This window comes from Comamonas sp. C11 (assembly GCF_024496285.1).
In the GTDB taxonomy this organism is placed as follows: domain Bacteria; phylum Pseudomonadota; class Gammaproteobacteria; order Burkholderiales; family Burkholderiaceae_C; genus Comamonas; species Comamonas testosteroni_F.
In genome coordinates this window covers 1-14,010 of record NZ_CP101744.1, presented here as the reverse complement: position 1 = coordinate 14,010, position 14,010 = coordinate 1, and the positions used below count along the sequence as shown (strand labels likewise).

Sequence of the window (14,010 nt, the reverse complement as noted above, 5' to 3'; positions counted from 1 at the left end):
CGGCTCTACTGGAGCTGCACTTGGCAAGTTGAAGGATGGCTCAGTATGTCAATTCGATCCAGCGCAGTCCATAGCGCTGAATATCGCCAGAATCGGGCCACCAGCCTCCAACTTCCCCTGCATCTGTCTGTGTGAGTTCGAGCCCATCGTCGGTTACCAAGCGGGTGTGCTCTGGGAAATCCAGAACGTAAGCGTCGTCCTCGAAGTCAATGACCGGTTTGACCCCAGACCAACCGAAATGATTGGATCCATTGTTCTTCCCCAGATCAATGAGACCCACCACCTTGCCTACAGATCCCTGAGGCAAGAACTCATCCGGAGCATTCAATTTACGGCCTTCGCCGGAAGCAAAAATCTGCATAGGTGATCTCGTTTGACGCGGTCTGCCCAATGGTAGTCGCAAGTTCTGATTAGCAGGCGCTTCAGGGGAAAGATCAAAGTCTGCTGGACACCTGAAGGCGCGTTGGTGAGTCAAATTTGATTAGTGTACGTTTGTTCACTAACATATCGAGCATGGCCCGAACCAACCGCGACACGATGCATTTGCTCAGTCTCCGAGCGCTGTATAGGAGTGAGGGATGCTTTCCGTCTTACAGTCGGATCGCTTCCCATCTGGGGTTCAAGGCCAAAAACGCCGCCTTCAAGCTCATCGGCCGACTCATCTCAAGTGGGCACTTGGTGAAGTCTCCTGGGGGACGCGTGGCACCGAGCGAGAGATTCTTTACGTTGGACCTCAGTAACGACGAGGTGCGCGCAGGATTTGGTGCCGACTTTGAGGCCAATGGCCTTATGCAAGCTCAGGCTCTAGACCAAATGCTGACGGCAAAGCCTTCAAAAACCGTCTTTGTAAAGTTGCGCGGCGATTCAATGGTGGACGCTGGGATCCTGAGCGGGGACATCGCAGCGGTTGAGATTGCGCATCAAGCTGCACCAGGCGAAATCGTGATTGCGGAGGCGGATGGCCACGTCACGGTGAAAGAATTCCAGATGTTCGAGGGACGGCCTCGCCTAGTGCCTCGAAACGCCAGCATGCAGCCTCTAGAACCTCAAAAATCGCTGAGGATCATTGGTGTGGTCAGGGGAATTGTGCGAACTTTTAGACCACCGCCAACCGGCAAGGCTAAGCTAACGAAGTGGGGGGTAACGGTATGACAACGACCAGCAAAATTGAGTGGACAGAGCAAACGTGGAATCCAACAGTGGGTTGCACCAAGATTTCTCCTGGGTGTAAACACTGCTATGCGGAAGCCATGGCAAAACGACTCAAGGCAATGGGCACGCCGGGCTATGAGAACGGATTTGCTTTGACGCTCTTGCCGGACCGCCTCAATGATCCCATCAAGCGTAAGAAGCCGACGGTCTACTTTGTGAACTCAATGTCCGACCTCTTTCATGAGCGGGTACCCAATGAGTACATTGAGAAGGTGTTTGAGGTGATTGCGCAGACGCCACACCACACGTACCAAATTCTGACGAAACGGGCTGCCAGGATGGAACGCTTTTTCCGGCGTCGCTCTGTTCCGAGCAACGCTTGGCTAGGCGTGTCCGTGGAGGACCGAAAATATGGAGTGCCTCGCATCGATCATCTGCGCAAGGTGCCGGCGAGTATTCGGTTTCTTTCCGTAGAACCGCTTCTTTCCGATGTGGGCGAGCTTGACCTGACAGATATTCACTGGGTCATCGTCGGTGGTGAATCGGGGCCAAAGGCGCGTCCGATGAAAACTGAATGGGCGGAGGCTGTGCGTGTTCAATGCCAAGAACAAGAGGTCGCATTCTTCTTCAAGCAATGGGGTGGCTGGGGTGCAGATGGCAAGAAACGTGCGAAGGCAGCCAACGGACGCGAACTCAACGGACGTACTTGGGACGAAATGCCAACGACCGTTGTTCAGCGTGTGACCATTCCCATAAGGCTGGAACAAACAGCACAGTGTTGAAGTTTCAAGACCTTGGTTCTTGAGGAGTTGAGCTTGGCTATAGAGGCTCTGCACTCGGTAGCGCGGCGATATCATGCAGCAGGTCCTCAGCAACAACAAAGATGGTGAAACACTCCGATAAGTACGTTTGGGTAGTTGGTTCCTCACCACCACCGCTGGACCCCCACAGTGTTGTGAAACATGAAATCGTCCGGGAGTACCTGAGCCGCTATGTTCAGGTGCTTATGAGCAACTACGTCATTGATCGGCTGGTCCTTTCCATCGTGGATGGCTTTGCGGGGGGTGGAGAGTACAGCGGGGAGAAGGCGGGCGAATTCGTGCCTGGCTCCCCACAAATCGTGATTGACGCGTTGACCGAGCAAGGTGCACTTCTGAACGTGGGTCGCGAGAAGCCGCGTACCCTGGATGTGCGCTACTACTTCGTCGAGAAGACGCGCTCAAACTTTGAATACCTGAACGCGCTTTTGACGGCCCGATATGGGGTTCATCGCAAGGGACAAGACATCATCACTTTGCCAGGGACGTTTCAGAATAACTTTGCTGGGATCCGGAAGGACATTCAGAGCAGGTCTAGAAAACACCGGTCGATATTCCTCCTTGATCAGTACGCCTGGGACCAAGTCCCTGGCGCATTGCTCAAAGAAATCTTTAGCACCATCGAAGGTGCCGAGGTCATTCTTACTTTCGGCGTCGATAGCCTGATTTCCTTTCTCAGCGACAACCACAAGAGCCGCGAGAAGATGACGCAAATGGGTTTCGCGGAGTACATCGATTGGACTGCGCTCGAATCCTTGCGGGGCACGAGCGGGCCCGCCTGGCGAGCGGCCATTCAGCGTAATTTGGCCAATGCGCTCATACGGACCAGTGGCGCGCGACATTCCACCATCTTCTATGTGACGCCGCTCGGTAGCAGTCCTTGGACGTATTGGCTCGTGCACCTGTCGAACAACTACAAGGCGCGCGATTGTTGATTTCCATCTCAAAGTGACCCACAAGAGTTAGTAAGGGGATGCGGACAAAAACTTGGACTACCAGGAGGTAGTTCATGTACTCATACGCAGACAGGATTCGTGCAGTTGAGCTTTACATTAAGCTTGGCTTGCGTGTCAGAGCCACCATTCGCCAGTTGGGATACCCAACCAAGAACGCATTGAAAGGCTGGTATCAGCACTACCTGAAGCATCAGGATTTGCCAGTAAGCCAAGCACCAAGAGCACCGAAATATTCGCTACAGCAAAGACAGGTGGCGGTTGCTCATTACCTCGCCCACGATCGCTGTATTGCCGCCACGATGAGGGTTTTGGGTTACCCGGGTCGAGGAACGTTGACTGCGTGGGTTCGGCAAGACTGCCCTGACACCTGCAAATCGAGAGTAGGCAGGTCTTGGCCGACTACAAAGCCTGATGCTTTGATGTGTGAGGGCGTGGTGCAACTGTGTGCCCGCCAATCAAGTGCACAGGAGATTGCGGACAAGTTAGGGGTATGCCGGGGAACCTTGTACAACTGGAAAAATCAGTTGCTTGGCCCTTGTGCCCCAGCCTCAATGAAACACAGTCCAAAGCGATCGCCAGTGTTGGATGAAGCAGCACTCAGGCGCCAAGTTGAATCATTGCGCCAGGATGTTCGGCGGCTGAAGATAGAACGTGAGCTTCTCAAGCAGGCCCATGAAATCTTAAAAAATGGAGCTGACATTGATCTGCATAGGCTGGCAAACAAAGATAAGGCTGTGCTGGTTGAAGCGTTGCACGGGCAGTATGAATTGCCAGAACTGCTTTCTCTTGTTGGCCTTGCTAGAAGCTCGTATTTTTACCATCGTGCTCGGCTGAAGCTGGCTGACAAATACGTTGATTTACGCCGAAGCATCACAGAGATCTTCGACAACAACTACCGTTGCTATGGATATCGCAGGGTGCAGGCATCCCTGCTCAAGGAGTGCACGGGCATCTCAGAGAAGGTGGTTCGCCGGCTGATGAAGCAGGAGGGCTTGATCGTGGCCAAGCCCAAACGCCGCAGATATAACTCATACCTTGGAGAGATAGGCGCTGCCCCACAAAACCTCATCAATCGAGACTTCCATGCTGCTGCTCCCAATGAGAAGTGGCTCACCGACATTACTGAATTCCAGATTCCTGCTGGCAAGGTTTACCTGTCGCCAGTCATTGATTGCTTTGACGGGCTGGTGGTGAGCTGGTCGATTGGGACTCATCCCAACGCAAACCTCGTCAACACAATGCTGGATGCGGCCATTGATGCTGTTCAAGGCAGCGAGAGCCGTCCTGTGATTCATTCTGATCGTGGAGCTCACTACCGATGGCCTGGCTGGCTCTCGAGGGTCCATGATGCAAAGTTGGTTCGCTCGATGTCTCGTAAAGGGTGCTCACCAGACAACGCTGCGTGCGAAGGCTTCTTTGGAAGGCTAAAGATGGAGCTGTTCTATCCTAGCAACTGGCAATCAACAACGATTGAGCAGTTCATTGAAGCTGTCGATACTTACATTCGTTGGTACAACGAAAAACGCATCAAGGTATCTCTGGGACGTCTAAGTCCTGTGGAATACCGGAACAAACTTGGCCTAGCCGCATAAAACCAGTCCAAGTTTTTATCCGCACCTCCGGTGGGTCACTTTTGCATGGAAATTAACAGCCAGCCGCCGAAGGCATATCAGAAGTCACAGTTGGCCGTCGTTACGGCGACAAGCGTTACGTCGGTATCGACGGACAGGAAGCGGCTTTTGACCTTGCGGCCATCAAGACCGAAGCGCGGAAGATTGACGCGGCGGTGAAAGCGAAAGCGTCCAAGTTAACCGACGACGCCAAGTCGAAATTGGAGCGCGCTTCGGACGCATTCATTGCCGCTATCGGCGCTGGCGCGACCGCCGTCAAATGGGCAGAATCCGCGACCCCGGCTCTTGCCGCGCTTCGGCAGGCGCTTGCAGCGGCGGATACCGAACTTACCGACGCACAAGACCAAAAAATTGTCGCGTTGGAAGAAATGGCAGAAGCCATCCCGGGAAACGAAGAAGCCCACACAAAGGCGCGAGGTTGGGTCGTCGAGCGCCTACCCAAATTCATGTATCTTGAAGACTATCCTGAAATTAAAGGCCATCAGGATATTGCGAAGTTTCTCAAGCGTAAGAGCGAAGGACAGCAAACAGCGGCCGACATAAACTTTGAAAAGCTGTGCAAAGTCGCGGGATTAAGCCCCAAAAAGCTGCAAGAACTATTGCAAATCAACGACCAAGAAACACGTGGGCAGTTGGCGAACCGCGCTGGTGCCGTCGTCACAACCGCTATTCGCAAGCGTTGGAAGGACCGCGAATTGAAGGTGCGGTTCAACTTAGACGCGCAACACTTCGACACGCTGATTTCCGATCCCAACAGCGTATATGACGTTGAAGTGAACCTTGATGAACGAAGCCGTGGCTTTCAATGGTTCTTCGCCTTTTACATCGTGTTCGCGGCAGATACCGAAGACGGCGAAGCGGACGGCGCGATTTTGCTTCTGGACGAACCCGGCCTTTATCTCCATGCGCGTTCGCAAGGAGACTTGCTCCGTCACCTAGAAGACGATTTCACCAACCAAATCGTCTATACGACGCATTCCCCATTCATGGTTCCGACACACCAACTGGATTGGGTTCGAACGGTCAACATCGCCGAAGAAGAAGGCACGACCGTTTCCAATGATCCGAACGGTGATGCGCGCACCCTGTTCCCATTGCAAGCCGCTCTTGGATACGACCTTGCTCAAAGCCTGTTTATCGGACCGAGCAATTTGGTCGTTGAAGGCGTCACCGACTTTTGGATTCTGTCGGCAGTTTCCGCGTATCTGAATGACCAAGGCAAAGTCGGTCTTGATGAGCGGCTGACCGTGACGCCTGCCGGGGGCGCGCAAAAAGTTCACTACATGGTGGCGTTGCTGACGTCGGAACACTTGAAGGTCTTGGTTCTGTTCGATGACGAGAAGGACGCCAAGGCAACGCGGGATGATTTGGTCAAGGGCAGGCTTATTCGGTCGGATAGTGTCGTTTTCGCGAGCGAGGCATTCGAAGAGCCACCCGCCGAAGCCGACATTGAAGATATATTGGACCCAGCGGTTTACGAAGCACTTGTGCGCGAAGCCTACGCCAAGGAACTCAAGGGCAAGACGCTGGAACTGAATACCCACATTCCTCGCATAGCCCGTCGCTTCGAAGCGGCGTTTGATTCACTGTCGATAGGCTTTCACAAAACGCGCCCGACAAGGCTGTTCTTGCAAAAGATGGCAAGCGACCCGTCGTCAGTGTTGCCTGCAGGAAGCGAAGGCCAGTTCGAACGCCTGTTCAAAGCCATCAACGCAGCGTTTGAAAAGCATCTTGCGCGATAATTAATATAGGCTGTTTTTGTGAGTCCTATCAAATCTAAAAAGCGAGTTGCAGATCACGGAGAGGTATAAGACCCCAAAATCAAGTCATGGCGGCCACCTCGTTCGGCGATGTGCTCAAGACGATGGAATGACTTTTTATATAGGCGACCAAAAACGAATATCCAGGAGAAGGACACATGACGAAACCGGATCAGAACGAACCGTTTTTCATTACCGAGAAAGTCGCGGCCGAAATGATCGCCGCAGGCTACGAGTTTGAACCGCCGGCCATTCCTTGCACTATCCGCCTACGCGACGTGCTGGAGCGCATGACCGATGCCGGGCTAGCATTGCAGCCGGGCGAGATCGCCGACCAGGAGCGCGAGCACCGGCAGAACAAGCGATTTTTAGCTGGCTAAGTTGGATATGGTATTTTTCTTGGTATTGCTGAAATCGTTATTTTTAAGTTGTTGTAAATAAATAGAATTATTTTACTATTTACAATAGAGTGGGAGTGATCTCGCGTCTGGCATAGTCAGGCAGCTCAAGGCATAAAAAGCTGATAAGCCCGCATCATTGCGGGCTTTTTTTGTTCTTGCTCAATGCTCTCAAGCATTGGTTGATTGCATCGTGTAAAAGCTTTGGCAGCCACATAATGCAGTAGTGACAAACGCATAACTTGCAAGTTAAAGACTACATCAATAACACCACTCTTCTCACCTTTGCTTTACATGGGACGGAGAGTGGCCCAGTCACCCGAGTCAACGGTGATCGCAGCGCATCAAGTCAATGACCTCGCTGGCAGCCCGCCTGACTGGTTTTCTGCGCAGCCACACCAAATGCACGGGCATCGCCACGCCGTTTTTTAGGTTGTCGAACTCCAACACTCGCACGCGTGCGGCCGCGACCGCCGCCTCAACCGCGGCTAAAGGCAGGTTGGCCCAGCCAGCCCCCAGCTCGACAAGCGCCAACGCCGCCTCCACCGAATTCACGTGCCATCGCGCATCGGAGACCAAAAGCCGGCGATCTACGACATCGTCATTCGGGCCTGCCACCACGATCTGTCGGCTGCCGCTCAGATCCTCTAAACGCCGCAGATTGGCAGGCAGCCCGTGGGTGCCCACAGCGGTCGATGCGACTGCGACAAAAAGCATATTGGCCACGTGGGTGAAGCCCTCTTCCCGGTTGACATCGGTGGACACGGGCAGCAGCGCCAGATCGACTTGTTCTTGGTGCAGCATCGCACGCACCTCGTCTTGCGGCAATCGAAGCACATTCACTCGCAGCAGCGGGTAGCGACTGCCAAGCTGGCCCAAAACCTTTAGCAGGTGCTGGTCGGAAACACCGGCCGCTACGCCAACGGTGAGTGCGCTCTCCAAATCCTGCGAAAGCTCTAAAGCATGGATCTGCAGCATACGCAACCTGCTGGCAACTGAGCGTGCGTGCGGCAGCAGTGCCAGCGCCTGTGGGGTAGGCACGGCCTCGCGGCGCGAGCGGTCAAACAAGGGATAGCCAAGTCCGGCCTCCATATTGGCGACCCCCATGCTCACTGCAGATGGCACGCGGCGTAGCGCACGGGCCGCCGCCGAGAAAGAGCCATGGTCGACCACGGCGAGAAAAAGCGCGATGTCATCGCTAGAAAGGGACATAGATCTATCAGTTTTATTGAAAGAATGTGACTTTTAAAATCAACATACTTGAATATAACATCCGCACATTTTTAAACCATCTCAATAGGAGTGTGCAGTGCAAGGTGTAAAACGCAAGCTGGTCTACGTAGGAGGCTACGAGACCCTAGGACTGGCGGTGGGCATGGTCGTGATGACTTTGCTAACGGGGGAATCACCGGCTACCACAGGGCCATTGGCGCTGATGATCACGGGGGTGGCAACGGTATGGAACCTGGCCTTCAACTACCTGTTTGAGGCATGGGAGCGACGCCAGCGCGACCGCACACGCACCGTGCGCCGACGCATCCTGCATGCCCTGGGGTTTCAGCTGACCCTGGTGTGCTTTCTGGTGCCGCTCATCGCGTGGTGGCTGGAGATCACCTTGATGCAGGCCCTTGTGCTGGACTTGGTGTTCATTGTCTACATCCCATTCTTCACTTTCGCCTACAACTGGGCGTTCGACCGCTCCTTCGGCGTTCCCAGCTCAGCGCTGAACCAGAGCCAATGAAGCCCGCTGGTGGTTAGCTGGCTTTGGGACTGAATAAAGTACGGCCAGCCAGACAGGCCACGTTGTGCGTTTTACTATTTGCTAGACGCGCTGCAGTGGCATGTGCAATGTGACGCGTACGGGATACCTGTGCGAAAAGTACAAGCATCCCAAGTGCGCTGGTGAAGGGCCCACTGCACATGCTGCGCTGGACAGAGGTTTTGCCAGCATGCTCTCGTCCACCCTCACCCCCTCTCGTACCAGCCCTTAGAGCGGTTCACGACTCGTACCACCAACAGCATCACCGGCACCTCGACCAAGACCCCGACCACGGTGGCCAGCGCCGCGCCCGAGTGCAGGCCAAACAAGCTGATAGCAGCGGCCACGGCCAGCTCGAAGAAGTTGCTGGCACCAATCAAGGCCGAGGGGCCTGCGATGCAGTGTTGCTCGCCAACGCGCTTGTTTAGCCAGTACGCCAAGCCCGAATTGAACAGCACTTGAATCAAGATCGGCACGGCCAACATGGCAATCACCAACGGCTGGCGAATGATGGCTTCACCTTGAAAAGCAAACAACAAGACCAGCGTCAGCAGCAAGGCGATCATCGACCACGGCCCCATTTTTTGTATGGCGCACTCAAAGGCGGCCTGGCCTTGCTTGAGCAAATGGCGTCGCCAAAGCTGCGCCAACACCACCGGCACGACGATATACAGCCCGACTGAAATCAACAAGGTATCCCAGGGCACGGTGATCGACGACATGCCCAGCAGCAGACCGACCACGGGCGCGAACGCCACAATCATGATGACGTTATTCAAGGCCACTTGCGAGAGCGTGAACAGCGGGTCGCCATTGGTCAGACGGCTCCACACAAACACCATGGCCGTGCACGGCGCTGCCGCCAGCAAAATCAGCCCAGCGATGTAGCTGTCTATTTGATCGGCGGGCAACCATGGCGCAAACAGATACCGAATAAACAGCCAGCCCAGCAAGGCCATCGAAAAGGGTTTGACCGCCCAATTGACGAAGAGCGTCACGCCAATACCCCGCCAATGGCTTGTGACTTGGTGCAATGCGCTGAAATCGATCTTGACCAGCATGGGCACGATCATGACCCAGATCAGCAGCCCCACCGGCAAATTGACTTGAGCCCATTCCATTTGGCCAATCGCATGAAATACCCCAGGCAGCACTTGGCCCAGCGCCACGCCAATGGCAATACAGGCCAGCACCCACAGCGTTAAGTAACGCTCGAAAACGCCCAAGCCAGCTTGGCCGGTTTGTGCCTTGGTACTCATACCACGACTCCGGTTTGGCCAATGGCTGCCAACGCTTGCTTGAGAGCGCTGGGCTCCAAGGTCTTCAGCGGCAAATCAACGAGTAGGCGCACGCGGCTTTGTATCTGCTGAAAGACCCGCTCAAACGCTTGGCGCTTCTCTTCCTCTGTACCCGTGGCAGCGGCCGGGTCTGCAAAGCCCCAATGCGCCCCAATCGGCTGGCCCGGCCAGAATGGGCACATTTCACCGGCCGCGTTGTCGCACACCGTGATGACGCAATCCATCTGCGGCGCATCGGCACCAGCAAATTCATCCCAGCTTTTGCTGCGCAAACCGTCGGTGGGCAAACCCATCGCTTGCAGTTGCTGGATGGCCAAAGCATGCACTTGGCCTGCCGGGTGGCTGCCTGCGCTGTATGCCCGCAAGCGGCCCTGCCCCATGGCGTTCAGCAAAGACTCCGCCATGATGCTACGCGCTGAATTGCCGGTGCAAAGCACCAGAACATGCCATATCTTCTCGCTCATAACGTGGTACTTTCTGCAGAACTGGCTGCCAGGGATTGCGGCGCTATGGCAATCGATGACAAATCCGTGGCTTGGTCGATGGGCTGGCCTGCGGCCAGCCTTTCGGAATAGCGGTCGGTCAGTTGCTCGCGGTGCGGGCGCAGCAATACCGTGAAACGCACCAGCTCTTCCATCACATCGACGATGCGCTCGTAATACGGCGAAGCTTTCATGCGGCCGGCCTCATCAAACTCTTGGTAGGCCTTGGCAACGCTGGACTGGTTTGGAATGGTGAACATGCGCATCCAACGGCCTAGCAAACGCAAGCTGTTGACGGCATTGAAGCTCTGCGAGCCTCCCGACACCTGCATCACCGCCAATGTCCGGCCTTGCGTGGGCCGCACGCCCGCCATCTCCAGTGGCAAATGGTCAATCTGCGCTTTCATCACGCTGCTGATCTGGCCGTGGCGCTCGGGGCTGCACCACACCTGCCCTTCTGACCATTCGGACAACGCCCGCAACTCCTTAACTGCAGGGTGATCGTCGCCGCGTACTTGGTCGGGCAGCGGCAAATCTGAGGGATCAAAAATACGCGTTTGCGCGCCAAAATATTGCAGCAACCGTGCCGCCTCTTCAACGGCCAAGCGTGAAAACGAACGAGGCCGCAGCGAACCATACAACAGCAAGATGCGCACCGGCGGCGCATCGGGCGCCAAGCCCAGCGCCGGGCGTTGGCTGGCATAAGACGGATGCAGCGCAGGCAATACATCCGGCGCGGACAGTGGGCGAAGACTCATAAGGACTCCTTGGCGGTTTTCGGGCTGCACACCAGCTCGCAGGATTGACCACCGCAGCAGTTTTCAGTCAAAAAAGCGACCAGCGCGTTGGCCGTTGCAAAGTTCGCCTCGTAAATCACAAAGCGCCCTTCTTGGCGCGAGCTGACCATGCCGGCATGGGCCAGCTCTTTCAGATGAAAGGACAGCGAGGACGGTGGCACGCCTAGCGCTTCACTGATTTTTCCGGCAGCCAGACCGGCAGGGCCGGCCTGCACCAGCAGTCTGAATACCGCAAGGCGCGATTCTTGGGCGAGGGCCGCTAGTGCGGTGACAGCATTTGATGTTTCCATATTTCGATAATAATCAAAATATAGAATTAATGCAAGTGGGCCCTCTGCCAATCCCTATGCGTCTATCTGCTAGCGCCTGCCTGCTACCGCGCTGTTGATACGTCCACTGAGATGGAGGCTCTGCCGATTTCGCAAACGCTTGGTACTGCCGATGGCTCCAACAGACAGGGATTGTTGATGGCCGGTCGCGCACCCATTCATAGGCTTTCGCAGCTTGCAAGCGCTCACCGTGCCGACCCGTACCGCCTAACAAACGGGCTGTTGATTTCCATCTCAAAGTGACCCACAAGAGTTAGTAGGGGATGCGGACAAAAACTTGGACTACCAGGAGGTAGTTCATGTACTCATACGCAGACAGGATTCGTGCAGTTGAGCTTTACATTAAGCTTGGCTTGCGTGTCAGAGCCACCATTCGCCAGTTGGGATACCCAACCAAGAACGCATTGAAAGGCTGGTATCAGCACTACCTGAAGCATCAGGATTTGCCAGTAAGCCAAGCACCAAGAGCACCGAAATATTCGCTACAGCAAAGACAGGTGGCGGTTGCTCATTACCTCGCCCACGATCGCTGTATTGCCGCCACGATGAGGGTTTTGGGTTACCCGGGTCGAGGAACGTTGACTGCGTGGGTTCGGCAAGACTGCCCTGACACCTGCAAATCGAGAGTAGGCAGGTCTTGGCCGACTACAAAGCCTGATGCTTTGATGTGTGAGGGCGTGGTGCAACTGTGTGCCCGCCAATCAAGTGCACAGGAGATTGCGGACAAGTTAGGGGTATGCCGGGGAACCTTGTACAACTGGAAAAATCAGTTGCTTGGCCCTTGTGCCCCAGCCTCAATGAAACACAGTCCAAAGCGATCGCCAGTGTTGGATGAAGCAGCACTCAGGCGCCAAGTTGAATCATTGCGCCAGGATGTTCGGCGGCTGAAGATAGAACGTGAGCTTCTCAAGCAGGCCCATGAAATCTTAAAAAATGGAGCTGACATTGATCTGCATAGGCTGGCAAACAAAGATAAGGCTGTGCTGGTTGAAGCGTTGCACGGGCAGTATGAATTGCCAGAACTGCTTTCTCTTGTTGGCCTTGCTAGAAGCTCGTATTTTTACCATCGTGCTCGGCTGAAGCTGGCTGACAAATACGTTGATTTACGCCGAAGCATCACAGAGATCTTCGACAACAACTACCGTTGCTATGGATATCGCAGGGTGCAGGCATCCCTGCTCAAGGAGTGCACGGGCATCTCAGAGAAGGTGGTTCGCCGGCTGATGAAGCAGGAGGGCTTGATCGTGGCCAAGCCCAAACGCCGCAGATATAACTCATACCTTGGAGAGATAGGCGCTGCCCCGCAAAACCTCATCAATCGAGACTTCCATGCTGCTGCTCCCAATGAGAAGTGGCTCACCGACATTACTGAATTCCAGATTCCTGCTGGCAAGGTTTACCTGTCGCCAGTCATTGATTGCTTTGACGGGCTGGTGGTGAGCTGGTCGATTGGGACTCATCCCAACGCAAACCTCGTCAACACAATGCTGGATGCGGCCATTGATGCTGTTCAAGGCAGCGAGAGCCGTCCTGTGATTCATTCTGATCGTGGAGCTCACTACCGATGGCCTGGCTGGCTCTCGAGGGTCCATGATGCAAAGTTGGTTCGCTCGATGTCTCGTAAAGGGTGCTCACCAGACAACGCTGCGTGCGAAGGCTTCTTTGGAAGGCTAAAGATGGAGCTGTTCTATCCTAGCAACTGGCAATCAACAACGATTGAGCAGTTCATTGAAGCTGTCGATACTTACATTCGTTGGTACAACGAAAAACGCATCAAGGTATCTCTGGGACGTCTAAGTCCTGTGGAATACCGGAACAAACTTGGCCTAGCCGCATAAAACCAGTCCAAGTTTTTATCCGCACCTCCGGTGGGTCACTTTTGCATGGAAATTAACACTCGGGTATCAAGCGGTTTGGCAACTATCACCTCGACCTGAAGCGGCCCCCGGAGCCCTGGGTCAAGGAATCACAGTTTCGTGAGGCGGCCAGGCGTGCACGAGCTGCTGCAGCTGCAGTGGCAGCGGATGGGCAGCGAGCCGGCCAAAAGGGAGCAGGAGCATGAGCGATCCAGAAACCACCGTCCTCACTGCCTATGGCCGGCTGGACAGGGCTTCGCTGACACGGCTACAGAGCACCTACGACACCTCAAAACTGCTGCGCGCAGTCGAACAGCTCGACAGAGTTGTGGGCAACGCACTAGGCCAGGACGGCCTTCGGGACGTACTGCTGCGGCTTCACGGGATGGCGCACGCTGTGGTCAACGGGGCCGGATTGTCAGGCTCTGCGGAAGAGAGCTTGCCCGAACTGGCTTTTGAAGCAACTTCAGAGATCCGTCAAACAATCGCTACGCTGCAGGAATGGGTGAAGCTGATTGAACCGCTGGAAACACTACAGGTGACAAATTGAGTTTCTATTTTGAATAAAGGAACGATTTCACATAACCGAAAGGCTTATGAGTCAAAACTGGCTTTATCCCGGCTTACCCTCGAAGGGATCATGAGTTGGGGAGGTTCAGCCAGGTAGCCAAAGAGAAAGTAGGCCAGAACAGCCAGCAGCAGATTGGTCCACCACGGCCAGCTGGCGATGACCAACGGCACAGCGACGATGAGAGGCTTGTTGGTGTTGGACAT

At 54.8% G+C, this 14,010-nt stretch carries 16 protein-coding genes; 9 read left to right on the top strand and 7 right to left on the bottom strand.

What is annotated here, in order from left to right:
• Window positions 1–40: 40 nt before the first annotated feature.
• On the bottom strand, window positions 41–361 hold the full coding sequence (locus NOX35_RS26690) for a hypothetical protein (RefSeq protein WP_256497016.1): 321 nt from the start codon (window positions 359–361) through the stop codon (window positions 41–43).
• A 152-nt stretch (window positions 362–513) separates the two neighbouring features.
• On the opposite strand from NOX35_RS26690, the gene NOX35_RS26685 reads away from it, so the two are divergent.
• The 6 genes from NOX35_RS26685 (at window position 514) to NOX35_RS26660 (ending at window position 6,697) form a co-directional block, all read left to right on the top strand.
• Window positions 514–1,152 carry a LexA family transcriptional regulator gene (locus NOX35_RS26685; protein WP_256497015.1) on the top strand — a complete coding sequence of 213 codons (639 nt, stop codon included), beginning with the start codon at window positions 514–516 and terminating at the stop codon, window positions 1,150–1,152.
• Window positions 1,149–1,934 (top strand): DUF5131 family protein, encoded by a 786-nt coding sequence (locus NOX35_RS26680; RefSeq protein ID WP_256497014.1) that lies wholly within the window; start codon window positions 1,149–1,151, stop codon window positions 1,932–1,934. The genes NOX35_RS26685 and NOX35_RS26680 overlap by 4 nt, the downstream gene beginning before the upstream one ends.
• 101 nt (window positions 1,935–2,035) lie before the next feature.
• Window positions 2,036–2,905 (top strand): three-Cys-motif partner protein TcmP, encoded by an 870-nt coding sequence (locus tag NOX35_RS26675; protein ID WP_256497013.1) that lies wholly within the window; start codon window positions 2,036–2,038, stop codon window positions 2,903–2,905.
• 74 nt (window positions 2,906–2,979) lie between these two features.
• Window positions 2,980–4,518 (top strand): IS3 family transposase, encoded by a 1,539-nt coding sequence (locus tag NOX35_RS26670; protein WP_256493646.1) that lies wholly within the window; start codon window positions 2,980–2,982, stop codon window positions 4,516–4,518.
• Window positions 4,519–4,712: 194 nt separating this feature from the next.
• Window positions 4,713–6,299 (top strand): ATP-dependent endonuclease, encoded by a 1,587-nt coding sequence (locus tag NOX35_RS26665; protein ID WP_256497012.1) that lies wholly within the window; start codon window positions 4,713–4,715, stop codon window positions 6,297–6,299.
• A 176-nt stretch (window positions 6,300–6,475) separates the two neighbouring features.
• Window positions 6,476–6,697 (top strand): hypothetical protein, encoded by a 222-nt coding sequence (locus NOX35_RS26660; protein WP_043859692.1) that lies wholly within the window; start codon window positions 6,476–6,478, stop codon window positions 6,695–6,697.
• Window positions 6,698–7,039: 342 nt separating this feature from the next.
• Here the strand turns inward: NOX35_RS26660 and NOX35_RS26655 are convergent, their stop codons facing one another.
• Window positions 7,040–7,927, bottom strand: a complete 888-nt coding sequence (locus NOX35_RS26655) for a LysR family transcriptional regulator (protein ID WP_043859693.1) — start codon at window positions 7,925–7,927, stop codon at window positions 7,040–7,042.
• A gap of 97 nt (window positions 7,928–8,024) precedes the next feature.
• Between NOX35_RS26655 and NOX35_RS26650 the strand changes: the two genes are divergently transcribed.
• The gene (locus tag NOX35_RS26650) at window positions 8,025–8,456 is read left to right on the top strand and encodes a PACE efflux transporter (protein WP_043859694.1); all 432 of its coding nucleotides are present in this window, start codon (window positions 8,025–8,027) and stop codon (window positions 8,454–8,456) included.
• 224 nt (window positions 8,457–8,680) lie between these two features.
• Here NOX35_RS26650 and arsB read toward each other — a convergent pair whose 3' ends face one another.
• From arsB to NOX35_RS26630, 4 genes are read right to left on the bottom strand one after another with little or no spacing between them, the layout of a single operon-like run.
• Window positions 8,681–9,733 carry an ACR3 family arsenite efflux transporter gene (arsB, locus tag NOX35_RS26645; protein WP_043859695.1) on the bottom strand — a complete coding sequence of 351 codons (1,053 nt, stop codon included), beginning with the start codon at window positions 9,731–9,733 and terminating at the stop codon, window positions 8,681–8,683.
• A complete protein-coding gene (locus NOX35_RS26640) occupies window positions 9,730–10,236 on the bottom strand; it encodes an arsenate reductase ArsC (RefSeq protein WP_043859696.1) in 507 nt (168 codons plus the stop codon). The genes arsB and NOX35_RS26640 overlap by 4 nt, the downstream gene beginning before the upstream one ends.
• Window positions 10,233–11,012 carry an arsenical resistance protein ArsH gene (gene arsH, locus NOX35_RS26635; RefSeq protein WP_043859697.1) on the bottom strand — a complete coding sequence of 260 codons (780 nt, stop codon included), beginning with the start codon at window positions 11,010–11,012 and terminating at the stop codon, window positions 10,233–10,235. Before arsH ends, NOX35_RS26640 begins: the two co-directional genes overlap by 4 nt.
• Entirely contained in the window at window positions 11,009–11,341 is a 333-nt protein-coding gene (locus NOX35_RS26630) for a helix-turn-helix transcriptional regulator (protein WP_043859698.1), read from the bottom strand. The genes arsH and NOX35_RS26630 overlap by 4 nt, the downstream gene beginning before the upstream one ends.
• 338 nt (window positions 11,342–11,679) lie before the next feature.
• Here NOX35_RS26630 and NOX35_RS26625 point away from each other — a divergent pair, with 338 nt between their 5' ends.
• Together NOX35_RS26625 and tnpC are read left to right on the top strand one after the other, a co-directional pair.
• Window positions 11,680–13,218, top strand: a complete 1,539-nt coding sequence (locus tag NOX35_RS26625; RefSeq protein WP_256493646.1) for an IS3 family transposase — start codon at window positions 11,680–11,682, stop codon at window positions 13,216–13,218.
• A 220-nt stretch (window positions 13,219–13,438) separates the two neighbouring features.
• Window positions 13,439–13,786 carry a Tn3 family transposase post-transcriptional regulator TnpC gene (gene tnpC / locus NOX35_RS26620; RefSeq protein WP_256497011.1) on the top strand — a complete coding sequence of 116 codons (348 nt, stop codon included), beginning with the start codon at window positions 13,439–13,441 and terminating at the stop codon, window positions 13,784–13,786.
• Window positions 13,787–13,830: 44 nt separating this feature from the next.
• Here tnpC and NOX35_RS26615 read toward each other — a convergent pair whose 3' ends face one another.
• Window positions 13,831–14,010: a hypothetical protein gene (locus tag NOX35_RS26615; protein ID WP_256497010.1), complete on the bottom strand. Its 180-nt coding sequence runs from the start codon at window positions 14,008–14,010 to the stop codon at window positions 13,831–13,833.

Coding starts and splice junctions, on each gene's coding strand:
- NOX35_RS26690 (WP_256497016.1), bottom strand. CDS start 361: ATGCAGATTTTTGCTTCCGGCGAAGGCCGTAAATTGAATGCTCCGGAT.
- NOX35_RS26685 (WP_256497015.1), top strand. CDS start 514: ATGGCCCGAACCAACCGCGACACGATGCATTTGCTCAGTCTCCGAGCG.
- NOX35_RS26680 (WP_256497014.1), top strand. CDS start 1,149: ATGACAACGACCAGCAAAATTGAGTGGACAGAGCAAACGTGGAATCCA.
- NOX35_RS26675 (WP_256497013.1), top strand. CDS start 2,036: ATGGTGAAACACTCCGATAAGTACGTTTGGGTAGTTGGTTCCTCACCA.
- NOX35_RS26670 (WP_256493646.1), top strand. CDS start 2,980: ATGTACTCATACGCAGACAGGATTCGTGCAGTTGAGCTTTACATTAAG.
- NOX35_RS26660 (WP_043859692.1), top strand. CDS start 6,476: ATGACGAAACCGGATCAGAACGAACCGTTTTTCATTACCGAGAAAGTC.
- NOX35_RS26655 (WP_043859693.1), bottom strand. CDS start 7,927: ATGTCCCTTTCTAGCGATGACATCGCGCTTTTTCTCGCCGTGGTCGAC.
- arsB (WP_043859695.1), bottom strand. CDS start 9,733: ATGAGTACCAAGGCACAAACCGGCCAAGCTGGCTTGGGCGTTTTCGAG.
- NOX35_RS26640 (WP_043859696.1), bottom strand. CDS start 10,236: ATGAGCGAGAAGATATGGCATGTTCTGGTGCTTTGCACCGGCAATTCA.
- arsH (WP_043859697.1), bottom strand. CDS start 11,012: ATGAGTCTTCGCCCACTGTCCGCGCCGGATGTATTGCCTGCGCTGCAT.
- NOX35_RS26630 (WP_043859698.1), bottom strand. CDS start 11,341: ATGGAAACATCAAATGCTGTCACCGCACTAGCGGCCCTCGCCCAAGAA.
- NOX35_RS26625 (WP_256493646.1), top strand. CDS start 11,680: ATGTACTCATACGCAGACAGGATTCGTGCAGTTGAGCTTTACATTAAG.
- tnpC (WP_256497011.1), top strand. CDS start 13,439: ATGAGCGATCCAGAAACCACCGTCCTCACTGCCTATGGCCGGCTGGAC.
- NOX35_RS26615 (WP_256497010.1), bottom strand. CDS start 14,010: ATGTCCAACACCAACAAGCCTCTCATCGTCGCTGTGCCGTTGGTCATC.